The organism is Aminobacterium sp., assembly GCF_034926885.1.
Lineage (GTDB): Bacteria > Synergistota > Synergistia > Synergistales > Aminobacteriaceae > Aminobacterium.
Map to the genome: position 1 here is coordinate 13,224 of NZ_JAYFQR010000009.1, position 16,641 is coordinate 29,864.

The 16,641-nt window shown below is 42.9% G+C and carries 12 protein-coding genes; 5 read left to right on the forward strand and 7 right to left on the reverse strand.

Annotated features, from left to right (window positions below; translation table 11 throughout):
• Positions 1-11 precede the first annotated feature (11 nt).
• Positions 12-1,973 carry a transglycosylase SLT domain-containing protein gene (locus tag VB083_RS05010; protein WP_213690973.1) on the reverse strand — a complete coding sequence of 654 codons (1,962 nt, stop codon included), beginning with the start codon at positions 1,971-1,973 and terminating at the stop codon, positions 12-14.
• A 92-nt stretch (positions 1,974-2,065) separates the two neighbouring features.
• Positions 2,066-5,194: a carbamoyl-phosphate synthase large subunit gene (carB, locus tag VB083_RS05015; RefSeq protein ID WP_323401819.1), complete on the reverse strand. Its 3,129-nt coding sequence runs from the start codon at positions 5,192-5,194 to the stop codon at positions 2,066-2,068.
• Between the two features lie 327 nt (positions 5,195-5,521).
• On the opposite strand from carB, the gene VB083_RS05020 reads away from it, so the two are divergent.
• From VB083_RS05020 to VB083_RS05040, 5 genes are all read left to right on the forward strand, one after another.
• Positions 5,522-6,151, forward strand: a complete 630-nt coding sequence (locus VB083_RS05020; protein ID WP_323401820.1) for a M48 family metallopeptidase — start codon at positions 5,522-5,524, stop codon at positions 6,149-6,151.
• A gap of 184 nt (positions 6,152-6,335) precedes the next feature.
• Entirely contained in the window at positions 6,336-7,559 is a 1,224-nt protein-coding gene (locus VB083_RS05025; RefSeq protein ID WP_213690970.1) for a PLP-dependent aminotransferase family protein, read from the forward strand.
• A 59-nt stretch (positions 7,560-7,618) separates the two neighbouring features.
• Positions 7,619-8,824: a PLP-dependent aminotransferase family protein gene (locus VB083_RS05030; RefSeq protein WP_213690969.1), complete on the forward strand. Its 1,206-nt coding sequence runs from the start codon at positions 7,619-7,621 to the stop codon at positions 8,822-8,824.
• Between the two features lie 107 nt (positions 8,825-8,931).
• Positions 8,932-10,299, forward strand: a complete 1,368-nt coding sequence (mnmE, locus tag VB083_RS05035) for a tRNA uridine-5-carboxymethylaminomethyl(34) synthesis GTPase MnmE (RefSeq protein WP_213690968.1) — start codon at positions 8,932-8,934, stop codon at positions 10,297-10,299.
• A 23-nt stretch (positions 10,300-10,322) separates the two neighbouring features.
• Complete coding sequence (locus VB083_RS05040) at positions 10,323-10,922, forward strand: nitroreductase family protein (protein WP_213690967.1); 600 nt, start codon at positions 10,323-10,325, stop codon at positions 10,920-10,922.
• A gap of 75 nt (positions 10,923-10,997) precedes the next feature.
• On the opposite strand, the gene VB083_RS05045 is transcribed toward VB083_RS05040, so the two are convergent.
• From VB083_RS05045 to VB083_RS05065, 5 genes are all read right to left on the reverse strand, one after another.
• On the reverse strand, positions 10,998-11,375 hold the full coding sequence (locus VB083_RS05045; RefSeq protein ID WP_213690966.1) for a DUF6672 family protein: 378 nt from the start codon (positions 11,373-11,375) through the stop codon (positions 10,998-11,000).
• A 26-nt stretch (positions 11,376-11,401) separates the two neighbouring features.
• Complete coding sequence (locus VB083_RS05050; protein WP_374047584.1) at positions 11,402-12,508, reverse strand: ABC transporter permease; 1,107 nt, start codon at positions 12,506-12,508, stop codon at positions 11,402-11,404.
• Entirely contained in the window at positions 12,505-13,548 is a 1,044-nt protein-coding gene (locus VB083_RS05055; RefSeq protein ID WP_416242164.1) for an ABC transporter permease subunit, read from the reverse strand. Before VB083_RS05055 ends, VB083_RS05050 begins: the two co-directional genes overlap by 4 nt.
• Positions 13,548-15,158 (reverse strand): sugar ABC transporter ATP-binding protein, encoded by a 1,611-nt coding sequence (locus VB083_RS05060; RefSeq protein ID WP_213690964.1) that lies wholly within the window; start codon positions 15,156-15,158, stop codon positions 13,548-13,550. The genes VB083_RS05055 and VB083_RS05060 overlap by 1 nt, the downstream gene beginning before the upstream one ends.
• 137 nt (positions 15,159-15,295) lie before the next feature.
• The gene (locus VB083_RS05065) at positions 15,296-16,594 is read right to left on the reverse strand and encodes a DUF3798 domain-containing protein (RefSeq protein ID WP_213690963.1); all 1,299 of its coding nucleotides are present in this window, start codon (positions 16,592-16,594) and stop codon (positions 15,296-15,298) included.
• Between the last annotated feature and the right edge of the window lie 47 nt (positions 16,595-16,641).

Sequence of the window (16,641 nt, forward strand, 5' to 3'; positions counted from 1 at the left end):
ATCCGAAAGCCCTAGTAAAGCATGCGATAAATAAAGAGATTTCCCATTACCTTCCGCACATAATTCCTCGTTTCATTATAGGGAATATCTTCCATCCATTCATCGAAAGGACGTTCCTCACCCTCTTTAATCCAACGTCCTACTGCACCACTTCCAGCATTATAGGCCGCAACAGCCCACTCCAAGCGACGGAAACGCTTCTGAAGTCTTGCCAAATGAGAGGCACCGAGCAGAATATTTGTATTTGGATTCCATAAATCAGCGTTTTCCATACCAATAAGACGAGCTTCTTCCTTCCCTGTCGCAGGCATAAGTTGCATCAGACCTATGGCGCCAACCCAACTATTTACTTCTGCATCAAAAGCACTCTCCTGGCGCATTACAGACCAAATGAGGTTTGCTTCAACACCAAATCGGGTTGTAGCCTGCTGCACAAACCCCCCAAAGGGACGTGGGTATAAAAAGCGAATCCCCTCTTTGGGCAAGGGCTGAAATTTTAAAAACAAAGACATTAAGGAAGAAGCCGCACTATAGGCCCCTGGTTCATCTTCGAGCCATTTGGAAAGCACTGCGGCTCGATAAAGTGCCGCTGGACTTCCTTCCCGTAGGAGTCTTAATCTCGCATAAAAAATGAATCCCCAATCTTCGAGAATATCCGGTCTTTTTTGCAGCTCCTCGGGTGTGTCTGAAGTAAAAGATGGCCCTCCTGGCGAAGCTAAAAAGCTATAGATCGAAAGAGGATATTCTGAGAGTAGTGTATGAAATACCTCTTCTGCTTTTTCTTTTCTTTCCAATTTTTCATACCCTCTGGCCGTCCAATATAAGAGACGTTCTCTCCAAATTCCGCTACTCTGTGAAAGAAGTTTTTCCCATATGCCGAGAGCCTCGCTTATCTGTCCTTTTTTCCAGGCACGCCAGGCATCATCCCAAAGGATAGATTGAGCGCCTTCCGAAGTAGAATACTTCTCTATAAGTTCTCGCTTAAAGAGTTCCTTTTTCTCTTCCTCCACAAGCGTATAAAGAGAATATAGAGCCCTGGCTCGAACAGTCTCATTTCCCTCTCTGACTATATGTTCCAAAGCAGAAAGAGATTTCTCTTTTTCGTTTCGACCGGCAAGTATTCCAATACGACGCACAGAAGACTCTGCATAGCCTTTACCATGTAACGCCAGCCACTCCCAAAGATCTAGCGCCTCTTCATACTGTTCAAGTCGATAAAGAGAAACAGCCCTGTAATAACGAGATTTAAGTCCTTCCTTTGAATTCAGCGGAACAGCCAAAAAGAGAGGAATAGCCTGAGAGTAGTTTCCATTAAGATAGGCACCATATCCCAACGCGTTGGAAATCGGGGCACTAAATGGTTTTTTACTCTTTTGCAAAACAGCTAAAGCCCGTTTATTCATCGGCTCGAATTGCAACAATTGCAGCGCATACGCCATATTATCTCCAGAAGTTTCAAGCAGTTCGCCTAACGTTTGTGTAGTTTGAGATCGATTGGAAGCTTTTTGAAGCATTATTTCTAGCCAATGCCGGTGAAGAGCCGGGTCCGAAGAGAGTCGAGCAAGAGCATAAGCCACATAATAACTTAACTCTTCAGGGGCCTTGGGTAAAAGAATTTCTGCCGCTTCATATGCCTTTTGTTTCTCGCCGGTTCTTTCATATGCAAGAAGAGTCATCATATCTCTATAAGGAGAGATCAAAGATGGAAGTTGTTCATCATCCATAGATTCCATAAGGGAAAGAGCCTCTCCCCAGCGACCTTGTAGCCAGAGAGCATTTGCAGCCAAAGACTGCTCTTTTGAAGAGAGAGAAGAACCTTCTTTTAGAAGAAGCATGTCTACTGTCTCCCAATCTCTGTTCAAAAAAGCCTCTTCCATAGAGAGCGCATTTGGCAAAGCTGAACTATGAGCTACTCCTTCTCCTATGAAGACAAAAAGAAACACTATCACCAGAACATGAAGTTTTTTTATCATCCATATCACTCCTTCTTCCGCTCTGGGTCGTGGTTTCCCATTATAGATGATGAACGAACTTCTATCGAAGTAATTTTACTTATTTCATACCTTTACTTTTTCCTGGCAATAGCCGCCGAAGCAACAGCAGCTGCTGTTTCAAGGGAATGGAGACACACTATAGATCCGTCGAGCGCTGCTTTACGAATTTTTGCACCATCCGTCAAAGGCTCTATGAATAAGCCAGGAATATTGACAATCAACTGCCACCGACCGTTCCGCACTCCTTCAAAAAGGGAATCATCTTTTTTAATGGGGTTCACTGGCAAGCCCCATCGTTTCAAAAGTGTAGCTGTTCCAGGAGTAGCATCTATATCCCATCCTAACGCTGATAACATGGAAGCTACAGGATAGACTCTGTCTTTAACATCATCACGAACGGAGAAAAGGACTCGACCCTTTTCTGGTATGGAAAGATCAGCACCTTGTAATGCATCGAAAAGAGCATCTGAAACCGTATCGGCTACGCCTAAAGATTCTCCTGTGGATTGCATCTGTGGGCCAAGTCGTGAATCTATTCCCGGAAGTTTTTCGGTGGAAAAGACTGGGGCTTTAACACCAAAAGGCCCTGTATAAAGATATAGGCCTGTCCCCCATGAAGAGTTTACAAGTCGTTCTCCCAAAGCAACTCCCACGGATAAGTCAACCAAAGGAATACCTGTTAATTTGCTGCCAATAGGTACAGTTCTGCTGGCACGCGGATTTGCTTCAATAACGTAAAGAGTTCCTGAGGAAAGCACAAATTGGATATTGAGCAAGCCATGTACGTCAAGGGCTTCTGAAAGTTTTCTGGTTATATCAACTATTTCTTGTCGCTGTCGCTGATTCAAAGAGATATCGGGAAAGATGCTGATTGAATCTCCCGAGTGTATTCCGGCAGGATCAAGATGTTCAAAGATACCAGGAATCAAAATGTCTTTCCCGTCGCAAACGGCATCAACCTCAAATTCTTTGCCCGGAAGGAATCTATCGATCATGACAGACTGATCGGGTTCCGCTGAAAAGGCCATCTCCAAAATTTTTACACAATCTTCAAATCGTGTTGCTACATGCATGGCAACGCCACCTATAACAAAGCTTGGCCGCACCATAAGAGGAAAACCAAGTTTTTCTATTAAAGCAATTCCTTCTTCCAAAGATGTAACAGCATCGCCTTCAGGATAGTGAATTTTAAGCTGGCGAAGGAGTTTGGCAAAGGCTCCCCTATCTTCGGCCATATTAATTGAATTGAAAGACGTACCAATAATAGGAGCTCCCTGAGAAGCTAAAATTTGTCCTAAACGCAGAGACGTCTGACCACCATAAGAAGCCAGAATTCCTTCCGCTCCCTCTTGGGATAAGATATGATCCACATCTTCTTCGGTAAGGGGTTCAAGATAGAGAGCATCGGAGATATCGTAATCGGTACTCACTGTTTCAGGATTATTGTTGATCATAACGGCTCGAATTCCTCGACGGCGAAGTGCTTCTACAGCTTTCACGCAGCAATAGTCAAACTCCACTCCCTGAGCTATACGGATAGCACCTGAACCAAGAACGGCAATTGTTCGTTCTGACGCCTCTTTGTGCTGAACCTCTGCCTGATCGTAATATCCAAAGTAGTATCCAGATTCTGCCGGCTCATCTGTGGCACAACCATCTATTTCCCTATAAATCATATTTATTTTCTGACGGTTTTCTTCTTCTCTTATTTCTTTTATCGAGTGCTTCGTTAAAGCGGCAATAACGCGGTCAGAAAAGCCTAGCTTTTTGGCTTCTGCCAAAATGGAAAGACCTTCGTCTCTCAACTTTTTCTCCATTGCTACAATATGACTCATAATTTCTATAAAATAAGGAACAAAAGCGCTTCGCTGTGCAATCTCAGAAACAGAAAAACCTTTTCGCAATAAGTCGAACATGGCAGGGATTCTCTGAGATGTTGGAGTTGTAACGTGGTCCCAGAGATCTTCATTCGCCAATTCTTTCAGATCATCACCAAAAAGCTGGTCTCGACCATCAATAGAACGGAAGGCCTTGAGAAGAGCCTGGGGAAGGGTTTTCCCTACAGCGACTACCTCTCCTGTAGCTTTCATTTTCGTTCCAAGTTCCATATTGGCTGTTGGGAAAGCATCAAATGGCCAACGAGGTAACTTGAGAACTATATAGTCAAGGTCAGGTTCAATCATGGCATTTCCATTGCCCGTCATTGGGTTGGGAATTTCTGGCAAGGTCTTCCCTAATGCTATTTTCGCCGCAATACGAGCAATGGGGTATCCTGTAGCCTTACTTGCCAGAGCACTGGAACGGCTGGCACGAGGATTGACTTCTATTACGGCATATTCTTCACCATCGGGGGAGAGAGCAAACTGAACGTTACAAGCCCCTTCAACTTCAAGGCTTTCCACTATATCAAGAGCAGCTTTTTTTAATCTTAGCCACTGATCGTCCGTCAATGTTAAAACGGGAGAAACAACAACTGAATCACCGGTATGAACTCCCATGGGGTCAATATTTTCCATACCGCAAACACAAATTTTATTACCAGCTTCATCTCTGATAACTTCCGCTTCTATTTCATGCCATCCCTCTAAATATCTTTCGAGGAGTACCCTATGAACAGGGGATGCACGTAATCCTTCTTCAAGGCGCTCACTTAGTTCCTTCATGGTGTAAGCAACACCACCGCCCGTTCCACCCAATGTATAATCTGGACGAATAATCAAAGGGAATGACGTCTCTTCGGCAAAAACTACTCCCTCATCAATAGAAGAAACGTAAACGCTCTCGATGATGGGCTGCTCTGTTTTTATCATGAGCTCTCTAAAAGCCTGTCGCCCTTCTGCCTCACGTATTGACGTAACGGAGGTTCCCAAAACTTTGGTACCATATTTTTGCCAAATTCCACGTTCTTCACATTCTACACATAGATTCAAACCAGTTTGCCCTCCCAGAGTTGCTATAACTCCATCGGGAGAATGAACCTGAAGAATCTGTTCTACTGTTTCCACTGTAAGAGGTTTGATGTACACATAATCTGCAAGTTCAACATCTGTCTGTATTGTTGCAGGGTTACTATTGAGCAATATAACTTCGCATCCCTCTTCTTTTAATGCTCTACATGCCTGGCTTCCAGAATAATCAAACTCTGCTGCTTGTCCAATACGAATGGGGCCCGAACCTAAAATAAGAACCTTCTTATACATAATAAAAGCCTCACTTTCAATGAATATAAAAAAAAGGCCTCAAAGCCTAACGCTTTGAAGCCTTATTTCCAAAAAAGAAAACACCAATTCCTTCTCCCATTATATTTTCTTTATTTGTCGAAAGAAGAACATCAGGTTTCTTGTATACAAACATTTTATCATCCTCGGAATATAAAGTAAAGGTCAATAGAATCTGATCCGAAGAGGTTTTATACCACGTAACGTTATTTTCGTCAATTCCTTAATATAAAAAATCTACAATTTTACCTATTGGAGAGCAGAACTATTCTATGATAGCATTGAAAAATAGAGGAAGAGGGTGAGAATATGAAAAAACACCTTACAGTAACCACTGTGTTGATAACCGTTGTGCTTTGCCTGTTTGCAGAAGCTGCCCAGGCTGCGCTCTCCCCGCAACAGCTTGAGCGAGCATGGAAACGAATTTCAGAGGCTGCTGGCATAGAGACAACGTCGATAACAATAGAAGATAAAAAGGAGCCTAATGCATGGGTTCGCTTTTCAGGAAGCGATCACGCTGTTTATGTCACGACTGGCTTATTAAAAATTCTCAATAAGGAAGACGAAATAGCCGGTATACTTGGTCATGAAACAGGACATATACAGCTTAACCACTATGGAAGCACTATAGGTAGAAATTTGCTATGGGCTCTCCTCTTTAAAAATGTTAAGGGAGATCGCAACTCTGAGCTTTTGGCAAGTCTCGGAGTCGGCCTAGCAGAATCTGGTTTCAGCAGGGAACAGGAAATTGAAGCCGACGATTACGGAATTAAACTTTCCGTAAAGGCTGGCTATAGCGCTTGGGGACTCGTCAATGCTCTTGAAAAAATGAGAGATGCCGGATATGAAACATCTCCAAGCGGCTTCAACTCACACCCACCAACAGAACGTCGCTTACAACATATACGTGCTACGGCACGAACATATAGTCAGCAATAGGCTCTCTCTGTATACTTTATCCTTTCTTCTAAAAGCATTTATTTTCTTTTTTCAATGCTATAATTGTCGTGTACTGTCTTGTCTTTTCTTATTTATATCAATGTAGTCTACAATTTACTGCCTTTTACTTCATCGTTTTCAGAATTGATGTATTTTATTAAAAGCTGATGGGGAGGCGATATGCGTGAGTAAGGTTTGGGAAGGGAATTTTAGCTACAATGCTAAGAATGTCAGGCCTTCACCAATAAGAGAAATGCTGGCTGTTATTAAACAACCGGGAATGATTTCTTTTGCCGGTGGCATGCCTGCACCAGAAGTATTTCCTGTGGACGAATTTTACGAAGGGGTACATATTCTTAAAGAGGATGGGAAAAATATTCTTCAGTATGGAACAACAGAAGGATACCCTCCCTTAAAAGAATTCCTTGCCGAGTGGACAGCCCCTCGTATGGGGAAAGTTGCAACCCTAGAAGAAATGTTGATCACTACAGGATCACAGCAAGCTTTAGACCTTTTCTCGTGGGCAATGATCGATAGAGGTGATTATGTCATCACCGAAGATCCCACGTATCTTGCAGCTCTCACCACTTTTTATAACCATGGAGCTAAGTTTTTAGGAGTCCCTATGGACAAAGATGGTATGCAGGTTGATCTTCTTCCTGAAATCATCGAAAAAGCTCGTAAAGAGGGTAAAAACGTAAAGTTTATCTATACCATCGTCAACTTCCAAAACCCAGGCGGCGCTACAATGACCTTAGAACGGCGCAAAAAACTTGTTGAGATTTCACACAAATATTCTATTCCAATTTTTGAAGACGACCCTTATGGCTATGTTCGCTATGATGGAGAACATTTGCCGTCTATCTTCTCTCTTGACGATAATGATGGCGTTATTTACGCTGGTTCATTTTCGAAGATTCTTTCTCCTGGAAGCCGCATAGGATGGGTTACCGGATCTAAAGAAATCATCAGAAAGATGACTGTGTTCAAACAGGCTACTGACTTGTGCACCAGTACCATCACACAAGCTCTTGTCGCTGAATATTGCCGTAACGGATATCTTGATAAACATCTTCCTGTCATAATTGATAACTACCGCGTAAAACGTGACGCTATGCAAGAAAGCTTTAAACGCCATCTGGAACCACTTGGCGTAACATGGGTTAAACCTGAAGGCGGGTTCTTCTACTGGCTGCACTTCCCTGAGGTCAATACCAAGGATCTTTTCAATAAAGCTATTGAAAAGAAAGTTGCATTTGTCATTGGTGAACCCTTCTGTACTAATCCTGGTAGCGGAGCTCACAATGCTCGACTTTGCTACACTTTCCCGACGCCGGAAGTCACAGAGGAAGGAGTCAAACGTTTGGCAGAAGCCATACAAGAACTTGCACAAACCGTTACCGCATAGATATTCCAGGGGCCTTTTCAAAAGGCCCCTTATTCTATAAGGGAGGGAAATCAGAACTAGTGAATACCTATTGGGATGCTTTGTATAGTCATTCAGCATTACAAATCAAACCTTCTCCCATTAGAGATATTTTCCACGTTATACGCAAACCAGGCATGATTTCTTTTGCAGGAGGTATGCCTGATCCTGACATCTTTCCTATTGAGCAATTCTACGAAGCAACCTCAATCATCAAAAGAGAAGGACGAGATATTCTTCAATATGGCATTACGGAGGGGTACCCTCCACTTAAAGAATTTCTAATAGAATGGCTGAAACCACGACTTGGGCACAAGGTAGAGATGGATGAGATGCTTATAACCTCAGGGTCTATTCAGGCAGCAGATCTTCTTACCCTCTCTACAATAGACAAGGACGATTATGTTATTACTGAGGAACCTACATTCTTGGGCACAACCATTGATATGTATAACCACGGAGCGCGTTTTATCTGCGTTCCATGTGACTCTGAAGGCATGCAAGTAGAGCAACTTCCAGAGCTTATAGAAAAAGCTCGTTCTGAAGGCAAAAAAATAAAGTATATCTACACTATCCCTAACTTCAACAATCCCTCTGGCGCCACTATGAGCCTTCTGAGGAGAAAAAAACTTATTTCTATAGCCAATCAGTACGGCATTGCTATTTTGGAAGATGACCCTTATGGATATATTCGATTTGAAGGAGAGCATTTACCTTCACTCTTCTCTCTTGATACATCAGGACTCGTTATTTATGCAGGATCTTTTTCCAAAATTTTAGCGCCTGGAACCAGAGTAGCCTGGTGTTGTGGAAATAAAGATATTATAAGAAAAATGGCTGTTTTCAAGCAGGGAGTCGATACGTGTACAAGTGTTGTAGCCCAGGCCTTAGTTTACGAATATTGTCGCCTAGGTCACCTTGATAACTTTCTACCACGCATAGTCGAGCATTACCGTCAAAAACGAAATCATATGAAAGATGCTCTTCAATTTCATATTCCCCAAAAAACTGCTTCTTACAACATTCCATCAGGTGGTTTTTTCTTTTGGGTAAAAACTCCTGACATTTTGGCAGAGGATCTTTTTGAAAAAGCTCTCGAAAAAAATGTAGCCTTTGTTAAAGGAGCGCCCTTTTTCCCCAATGGAGGTGGAGAACATCATTTTAGGCTTTGTTATACTTTTGCATCGCCTGAAATGATTGATGAAGGAATTCGACGACTAGCAGAATCGATGGAAGAGCTTCTTTAAATTTGTTTTATTCAATTCAAGGGCCGCTTTCCAGAAGCGGTCCTTTTTGTTATAAGATACTGGCATGGAGAAACAAATATAAACCCGAAGATGGGGAGGAGACATTCATGTCAGAAGAAACAATAGCTGCTATATCTACAGCCTGGGGAGAAGCAGGAATTGCAATTATAAGACTTTCAGGACCAGCTTCCCGGCAATTGGCTGACGAAGTGGTTCAAGGAGTCCGCCCATTAGCAGAAACCTCTCCTCGTTTTTTGCGAAATGGTTTTTTGCTTGATGAAAATAAAGAACCAATTGATCAGGTTCTTTTTTCATGGTTTAAAGCTCCTAAAAGCTACACCGGTGAAGATATGGTCGAGATATCCACCCATGGAGGAACATTAGTCGCTCAAAAATGTCTTGAACGACTTATCAGCAAGGGAGCCGTTTTGGCAGAACCAGGGGAATTTACAAAACGAGCCTTCCTAAACGGGAAAATTGACCTTTCTCAGGCAGAGGCAGTATTAGGAATAATACGATCAAAAAGTGAAGAAGCCCTTCGCGCCGCCACTCGTACGTTACGGGGAGAACTTTCCAGCTTTGCTCGTGATATTTACAACGAAATTATGGAAATTTCTGCATCTATAGAAGTCGGCCTTGATTTTCCTGAAGAAGATATTCCCTATATGGATAGCAGTGACGTTGAAGCATCTTTATCCACTCTCAAACAAAGTCTTGAAGATTTGCTTGATCGTTGCAATACGGGATTCCTTCTTCGTGAAGGTATCAGAGTAGCTCTTGTTGGCCGCCCAAATGTGGGGAAATCATCTCTGCTTAACGCATTACTTAAAGAATCACGGGCTATCGTTACTTCTGTACCAGGAACAACGCGAGATGTAATAGAAGAAGTGCTTACATATCGCGGAATACCTATTCGTCTTATTGACACTGCCGGAATTGATGCCCCTTCTGATGAAATTGAAGCTATAGGCATTGCCCGAGCTGAAAAAGCTATGGCAGAAGCTGATATTCGTGTCTGGGTAATAGATGGGAGTGAACCCTTCACACCTGCAGATCTAGCTTTCATTCCTAAACTATCATCAACAAACCATATAGTTGCAATCAATAAGTCAGATCTTCCACTCGTCATAAGTGAGGAAATGGTGAGCGGCCTTTTACCCCAAAGCCTGATTTGCAATATTTCAGCAGAAAAAAGAGAAGGCATAGAGACATTAAAAGATACCATTGTGGCAAATATTGCTGGTGGAGGAACGCTAACTTCCGGTTTAAATGCTTCATCTCGACAAGTTGAGGAAATTAGACGAGCTATTCAATCATTAGCTCAAGGCGTAACAGCTCTTGAACAAGGTCTTGGGCAAGATATTGTAGCAACCTGTTTATACGACGCGCGAGGATGTATGGAGCGTCTTCTAGGGCTTTCCATTGATGATGCTTTGCTTGATACAATTTTCAGCCAATTTTGCGTAGGCAAATAACAAGAATATGAGGAGGCCTAAAAATGGAAAAAAGCGCAGATAGTGCATATCCTATTCACGAACTCATCCGAAACAGATGGAGTCCGCGATCCTTCACAGACATGATGCCAAGTCAAAGCCAACTTCTTTCCCTTTTTGAAGCAGCACGTTGGGCTCCTTCATGTTATAACGATCAACCGTGGTTTTTTATTGTCGCCACAAAAGAAAACCCAAAGGAATACGAAAAAATGCTATCCTGTCTTGTTGAGCAAAACAGGATATGGGCTCGACAAGCACCTGTACTCGTTATATCTGTGGCAAGAATAACATTCTCTCTTAACGGCAAACCCAACGCTCATGCATTTCATGACCTTGGAATGTCCATACAAAACATTGCCCTTCAGGCAACAGGAATGGGATTGGCGATACATCCGATGGCCGGTTTTTCAAAAAAGTGTACTCGGGAAACGTATAACATTCCCGAGGGATACGATCCTGTAACAGCTCTTGCCATAGGATTTCCAGGAGATCCGAACACTCTTCCCGCTGCTCTTAGAGAAAAGGAAATGGAGCCACGACAAAGAAAAAGTCTAAAAGATTTTATTTTCGCTTGCACATGGGGCGAAAACTTTATATCAGAATAGAGCATAAAAAAAGGGGGAGCAAAGTTATTTAGCTCCTCCTTTTTTATAACTATATAACAGTCTTTTTAAACGCTACTATCTTTTCTGAATCCACTGCGAAACATCTGATCCGAGGGCAGGGATACTAAGAAGATCCCCCGACTGTCGTGTCAGCTTGAATTTCTTTTCGATCTTCTTGATAACGTTTTTTTGTTCATCCATGATTTCTACATGAATCTGATGAGTTTTTCCGATGACAAAAACAACGTCTCGTCCGCCAGCTTTCAATAGAACTGGCTTTTTAGATGTGCTCACATCCACATTGACCCAAGCATAGGGCTGTAGTTCCTGCCCATCAATCGTAATAGCCTTATTATCTACAAGTAAGTTATATCCTTTTCCTGCGTTATAAAGAAATACGGAAATAATCACAAAAAATATGATTATCCCCACATTAACCGCTGATCGTCTCATATCTTATGCCTCCTGTCTATGCCTTGTCAGGCATTCCCACGTAAGGCTCGCCGCGCTCTATCTTTATCTTGCTGACGACGCCACGCATGCAAAACAAGAGCTATGGCTATAATTCCATACGAGACAAAGACTCTGAAGTATTCTCCTAATTGCGCCTGTCCAATGAGATATTTCCCTGCCATAGGAGAAACAACAAACATAAGGTGGAAAAGGATAACACCTATAAACACATTGGGAATAGTCGCTTTAGTAACACTGGCGCCACCAACGAGAAGAGCAGCTATAGCAAACATCCCTGCCTGCTCGTGACTATTATATGTATTCATAGTACCAATGTTCTGCAAGAAAATAATCTGGCCGTAGCATGCGAGTACCGTTGAAATTACGATAGAAATAATACGAGTTCTTTCTACCGGAATACCTGCTGCTTCGGCTACATCCATATCTTGTCCCACAGCTCGCATATCTTGCCCTAACTTTGTCTTGCGGAACCATACGACAAAGACGCAAAAAGCAGCGATAACAAGAAATGTCGCAATAGGAATAGCTACGCCACCAATTGAAAGAGGAATAAGGTTATCGAGACATTTTCTGATATTCTCAAGGTTCGTTACATTTCGAATACCAAAACCTCTCGATAAAACAAGATCTGGACTCTTTATCGGAAATACACTTCCAAAACCATAAAGAACGATAAGCTGATATACACCATTCATAAAGAAGCCCAATATAAAGGATGTAACCATCTCCCGCCCTTTGGCTCTGTTCAAGATAACTCCGCACATCCAGCCTAACAAGACAGCAAGAGGAGTAGAGATGATCATTGCCAGAACCATTCCAGGAATACCAACAATGTTCCAGTCAGTAATGAGAATAAGCCCGATCTCTCCTGCCATTGCTCCCAGCACCATTCCAAAATTAAGGCCCATTCCTGCCATGATAGGGATAAGCAGGGAAAGGACAAGGAAAGAGTCTCGCGCCAGACGAACAAGCATTTCCTGTACTAGATACTGAGTCGAAAAGCGAGAAATAGGGATAGCCACTGCGCTTAGCGCCAAAAAGATAATTGGCACCGCGTTACTAACAAAGAAATGGGATAAATTATCCTGAAAAGACGATTTTTTAGTCATCATGATTTCACTTTCACCACCCTCGTGAGAGCATACAGAATCATACCGTTAGAAACGATGATTCGTATAACTTCTGACATGTCAGTCTCAATGAGACTATTGATAACGGATGGAGTCATTGTCAGGATTCCCTGAAAGAGAATCGTACCAATAACAACATTGAGTATAGACGCTTTATTTACTGATGCGCCCCCGATGAGGATAGCTGCTACTGCAGGGAAAGCCATATAAAAAGGCCCCATATACAGCTGTATGAATCCGAAACTCTGCTCGTACATTATGATACCTATAGCACCAAGAACTGTTGACAAAACAACGGAGAGAGTTCTCATGCTATCGACATTTACTCCTGCTGCTTTTGCATATTCAGGATTCGACCCCACTGTCGTCATAGCCGTGCCTATTTTTGTCTTCATAAACATCCACATTGCAAAGCAAAGAAAAGCGAAGAAGAGCATCATCCCTGTGGGACAATAAAAGAAATCGCCTATATTAAAGGCCAAAATGTCACTAATAGCCCTACTCCAGTACCCATCTACCGAAATAGTCGTACGTAAGCCTGCTCCGGCATATCCCCAAACCATATTAGGACTTTTGTACGGAAGAACCAGCCACATAATGCACATAAAAGCAACAGAGGAAAAGCCTACATAGGTAGCAATCATCATTTCGCCACCTTTTACTCTGTTTAGAAGCTGGCCGTACAACCATCCTAGAACAATCGCTATGGGAGTAGCGATGAGCATGGCTGTAAAAATCCCGGGAAGACCTGTTACTCCTAATTCAATACTAGTTACCGCGCCAAGCAAGCCGGCGATAATACCCAAAGGCAAACCGAAGTTAAGACCACATCCTGCCTGTATCATAGGTACCATAGCAAGGACCATGACTCCGTTCATGCCAAAACGAACGAGAGTATCGCTAATTGAAGTGTCTACCCGAACCCTAACAAAGGGGGCCATGACAAAAAGTCCGAGAAGAAAAAGGGCTATAATAACCCTTGGCCAGCCGGCTTTTTCAATAAAACTGCGTATGTTGTTCATCATACACCCACCTTCTCCACACCATTTTTAATTTCACCAAGCATAAGAAGTCCAAACTCAGTTGATGGGCATGTAGCAGGACGTGTGCCACCGATTCTGCCTTCATTGACAATAGCTATCTGGTCACAAATAGACCGTAATTCTTCAAGTTCTGAAGAGATCATGACGATTGTTGTGCCTCTCTTCTGGTTGTATTCTCTCAATGTATCGAGTACAACTCTCTTTGCTCCCACGTCAATACCTCGTGTAGGTTCTGAAACAAAGAGTAATTTAGGGTGAAGCGCAAAGGCTTTCGCCAGACAAACCTTCTGCTGGTTACCACCTGAGAGCTCCTGCACGCGCTGATGCTCACCTGTGCACTTGATTTCAAGAGCCTCGATATACTTTTGTGTAGCTTCTCTTATGGCTTCTTCATCACGAATTTTAAACAAACCGCCAAAAACTGGTTTCAAAAATCTACTTTGCATCTGAAGGGTTGTAAAAATAATGTTCCATGAAATGGGCTCTTCTAGTAGTAAACCAACACCACGACGATCCTCGGAAACAGACGCAATTCCCATAGAGAGAGGGGAACGAGGATCATTTAAAACAACTTCTTTTCCATCAAAAACAACACTGCCGCCTGAAGGGTACATTCCCATTATGCCATTAGCAATTCCAAGTTTACCTTGACCCGCCAATCCCCCGATACCAAATATTTCTCCCTCTTTTACTGAAAAAGAAACATCTCGCACCGTTTCACCTGGCATATCTACCCAAAGGTGCTCTACTTTGAGAATGTCTTTAGCAAATGATCTTACTGTTTCTTCCCTAGCAAAAGCAGACTCAATATTCCGTCCCACCATATGAGTGGCTATTTCCATTACGTTTGTTTGTGCCGGAGTCGTTTCATGAACAACTTGTCCATCACGTAAAACAACAATCTTATCGCACACATCAATGATTTCATGTAATCGGTGAGATATAAAGATGATGGCAATTCCCATAGCTGCTAATTTTCGCATGGAAGCCAAAAGTATCTCTGCTTCTGATTCTGTCAACACCGCCGTAGGCTCATCAAGGACAAGAAGTTGGGTCTTTTCTTTATCAATTTCCCTTGCTATCTCGGTAAATTGTTTGTGTCCTACAGGCATTTCTGAAACGAGAGTATCAGAGTCAATAACAACGTTAAGTTTCTCTATTGCAGTTTTTCCACGAAGTTCCATTTCATCTGTGTTAAGAGTGCGAAGACGATCGCCAAAAGATTCTACGAGGACGTTATATTGTGTAGGCTCTCTGTTCAATACAATATTTTCTGCAGCGGTAAAACCAGGGATCAAAGAGAACTCCTGGTGCACCATTCCGATACCAGCATCCAGAGCATCAAGAGGATTCTTAAACTGAGCTTCCTCCCCATTAATGAAGAATTTACCTTCATACCCTCCAGTTTCCTGGATTACAGACATTCCGAAAAGGATATTCATTAATGTAGATTTCCCCGCACCATTTTCTCCAACAAGCCCGAGAATCTGGCCTTTCTCGAGGGTAAAGCTCACATCCTTCAAGACTCTGTTGCCAAAATACGCCTTGCCTATCTTTTCCATCTTTAATAAGGGCTCAGATAAAGCCATTGTTGTCACCTCTCCACTTCCAAGCCTTGGAAAAATTCTCCTGGAAAATTAGGAGCAGAAATAAAGGGGAGGAAAGGATTTTCCTCCCCTAAGAAAAGGCTCGTTTTTAGGTCGCTATTTCTATGGGGCCTATTTGACTATTTAATAGAGAAATACTTTTCAGGAACCGTAACATCGGTCATGCCAAGGTAGCCAAGGCCAAATATATAGGTATCCTGATAAACGAGAACGTGATTCTTCTTGACAACGCCAGTAGCGATATCTGTGTAGAGACTTCCGTTCCATTTTGCGCCAGGCGTATATTTTCCGTAGCATTCAAAGAGAGCATCAGAATCTTCGAGTTCAACAGACCCTTCAACAACCCGTTTGGCAAATTCGCCAAGAGCTGCTGTTGTGGTGTAACCATAAGAGTAGGCCCATGTTCCCATTCTCTTGGATCCGCCCTTAGCAGCAACTGCTTCTTCTACTCTCTTAAGTATTGCAGGCCAATCGCCTTTAACGTCAGAGAGTTCTATCCCCAAAGCTCCGGGATATCCCATAAGAGGAGAAGGAAGGTCTGCTTCTACAAAATATCCACCCTCTTCAGCAATACGCTTCAGCAATGGCTCTGTATGAGCGTCATTCGTACAGAAGAATGCTGTGTCTTTACCATACTTTTCAAGCCAGGCAGGAACTTTCTCAAGAATAAACTGCTGAGCTCCGGCAACTCCCACGTCACTTGTTGGGTCTGGAGCTGTTTCAAAATGGAATCCCATACCCAGATCCTGACATGCAACTTCCATAATGTTTCTACGGCGAGAAAGAAGTTCGTAGCTCATATGTCTCGGGAAGGAAATGTGAACAAATTCCTTGGCACCCATTTTCTGGGCAGCCGCTACGATCAGATAACCACGGGCGATATTATCGCAGTTAATTACAAGATCAGCAGCAGACTCGATAACACCTGGGTCCTCATGAGCTTCTCCGGCAAAGAGAAGGATGTCAGGGCGTTTTTCCCGAACTCTTCTGAAAGCCTCGGTTGTTCCCGGAATAGCCTGGTTAACGATAATGGCTTTCATCATGGGATCATCGGCCAAACCAGCTATCTGAGCAATAGTGGTTTCCATTTCAACCATGAAATTATCCGGATAAGTAATATGCTGAATCATTCCGCCGTCACTTACACTGCCGTACTCTTCAATAAGCCGTTCTGCACCACGAAGGTCATCTTCAGATTGAGAAACGGTACCGGTGCAAATACCAATATGGAAAGCCGCTTTTTCCACTGAAGTTTCAGCCGGCTTCTCCGCCGGGGCTTCAGCTGTTTTCTCAGCTGGCTGCTCAGCCTGCTGTTGAGGAGCTGGAGCCTGTTCCTGGGGTTTGTTCCCCACCATCATCCAACCACCAAGTGCTACTAAAATAACGATAACTAAAATGACAAGTTTCTGTTTCTTCATTACCCTACCCCCCACCTATAGTATAGATCTATACACATGATTGAAGA